Origin of the sequence: Proteiniphilum sp. UBA5463 (genome assembly GCF_002427225.1) — a bacterium.
Classification (GTDB): domain Bacteria; phylum Bacteroidota; class Bacteroidia; order Bacteroidales; family Dysgonomonadaceae; genus Proteiniphilum; species Proteiniphilum propionicum.
Map to the genome: position 1 here is coordinate 20,216 of NZ_DIQL01000030.1, position 2,198 is coordinate 22,413.

At 47.5% G+C, this 2,198-nt stretch carries 1 protein-coding gene; it reads right to left on the bottom strand.

The window, feature by feature from the left end; all coding sequences use genetic code 11:
- Positions 1–98: 98 nt before the first annotated feature.
- A complete protein-coding gene (ettA, locus tag B3B27_RS05290; RefSeq protein ID WP_238866308.1) occupies positions 99–1,778 on the bottom strand; it encodes an energy-dependent translational throttle protein EttA in 1,680 nt (559 codons plus the stop codon).
- Positions 1,779–2,198 lie beyond the last annotated feature (420 nt).

Sequence of the window (2,198 nt, forward strand, 5' to 3'; positions counted from 1 at the left end):
GCGCCGGGCAGAGCGCCGGACAGAGCGCCGGGATGATCCCGATAGGTGAAACGACAAAGACACAAGACACGAAACTGGCTGAAACCTTAAACCCAACCTCACAGTTTCCTGTAACGCACCCTTTTTGGCTCCACATTTCCGAGGCGTATCTTCTTGTTTTCTTCATACTCGCTGTATGAACCCTCAAAATAGAACACCTCCGAATTGCCTTCGAAAGCCAGGATATGCGTACAGATACGATCCAAAAACCACCGATCGTGAGATATAACTACAGCACACCCGGCAAAATTCTCCAATCCCTCTTCCAGTGCCCGCAAAGTGTTCACATCTATATCGTTGGTCGGCTCGTCCAGCAACAGTACGTTAGCTCCCGCTTTCAGCGTCAATGCCAGATGCAAACGGTTTCTTTCGCCACCCGACAGCACACCGCATAACTTCTCCTGATCAGCTCCTGAAAAGTTGAAGCGCGACAGGTATGCACGTGAGTTTATATCTCTGCCCCCTACCCTCACAAACTCGGAACCGCCAGAAACTACCTGATATACCGTTTTATTGGGATCTATAGCTGCATGCGACTGATCCACATAGGCCGTAACCACTGTTTCTCCCACTTCAAACTTACCTGCATCGGGTTTTTCCATTTCCTGAATCAATCGGAACAGTGTGGTCTTCCCGGCGCCATTGGGCCCGATAACACCTACTATACCATTAGGAGGCAGCATAAAGTTAAGGTTGTCGAACAGCAGCTTGTCGCCAAAGGCTTTTTTCACCTGTATGGCTTCAATCACTTTGTTTCCCAAACGGGGTCCGTTGGGGATAAATATCTCCAGCTTTTCTTCACGTTCTTTCTGATCCTGGTTCAGTAACTGCTCATAAGAGTTAAGACGTGCTTTTCCTTTTGCATGGCGTGCCTTGGGCGCCAGGTTAATCCACTCCAGCTCCCGCTCCAGTGTTTTGCGACGTTTACTGGCCTGCTTCTCCTCCTGTTCCATCCGTTTGGTCTTCTGCTCCAGCCATGAAGTGTAGTTACCTTTCCAGGGAATCCCTTCGCCACGGTCCAGTTCAAGGATCCACCCCGCCACATGATCCAGAAAATAACGGTCGTGCGTGATACATATAACCGTACCCTTATACTGTTGGAGATGCTGCTCCAACCAGTCGATAGACTCTGCATCAAGGTGGTTGGTAGGCTCATCCAACAGCAACACATCGGGCTCCTGCAGCAGCAGGCGGCATAATGCCACACGACGCCGTTCTCCTCCCGAAAGCTCACGTACTGGCTGCTCTTCGGGCGGACAACGCAAAGCATCTATCGCCCGTTCCAGGCGATTGTCAATGTTCCATGCATCGGCAGCATCAAGCTTATCCTGCAGTTCAGCCTGACGGGCGAAAAGAGAATTCATCTTATCTTCATTTTCGTAATATTCAGGCAGTCCGAACTTCAGGTTAATCTCCTCATATTCGGCCAACAGGTCCATAACCGGCTGTACCCCTTCACGTACAATATCTATCACGGTTTTATCAGGGTCTAGCTTTGGATCCTGCTCCAGATAACCCACCGAAAAGCTCTTGTCGGAAACCACTTCGCCCTGGTACTCCTTTTCAATACCGGCAATGATCTTCAACAGCGTGGATTTACCCGATCCGTTCAAGCCTATAATACCAATTTTGGCACCATAGAAAAACGAAAGGTAAATATCTTTCAATACCTGTTTGTGCGGCGGAAAAGTCTTACTCACACCCACCATGGAAAAAATAATTTTCTTGTCGTCGGACATATATTTTTTTATTATAAGTTTAAAATAGAAGATGAATGTTGCGATATGCAACCATTAGCCGGTACCGCTATGATTTAGGCTGTTACCCTACCCACCCCGGCAAACGGGACACAAAGATAGTGAAATTTAGGAAGCCTGATATCATTGCTGTCCCATTAAAATCTAAAATAGTTCTTTGAAATTTTTGAAATATAGTCAGTTACGGATGTTTTTCTAGCGGACGGACTTAAATTTGTAGATTTACATCAGATTAATCTGATAGTACTCGTTACCGGGTTTATGAACATTGTGCTGTAGGCAGGGGAATTCGCTCGGTTTCGTGGTTTATGTTGCCTCCGTCGTGGGAGTGGTATTACAAACAACAACACCCTGCATACCGGTCGCTTCCGCCTTTTTCGCCTGAATGTAGCGATGGTGCAT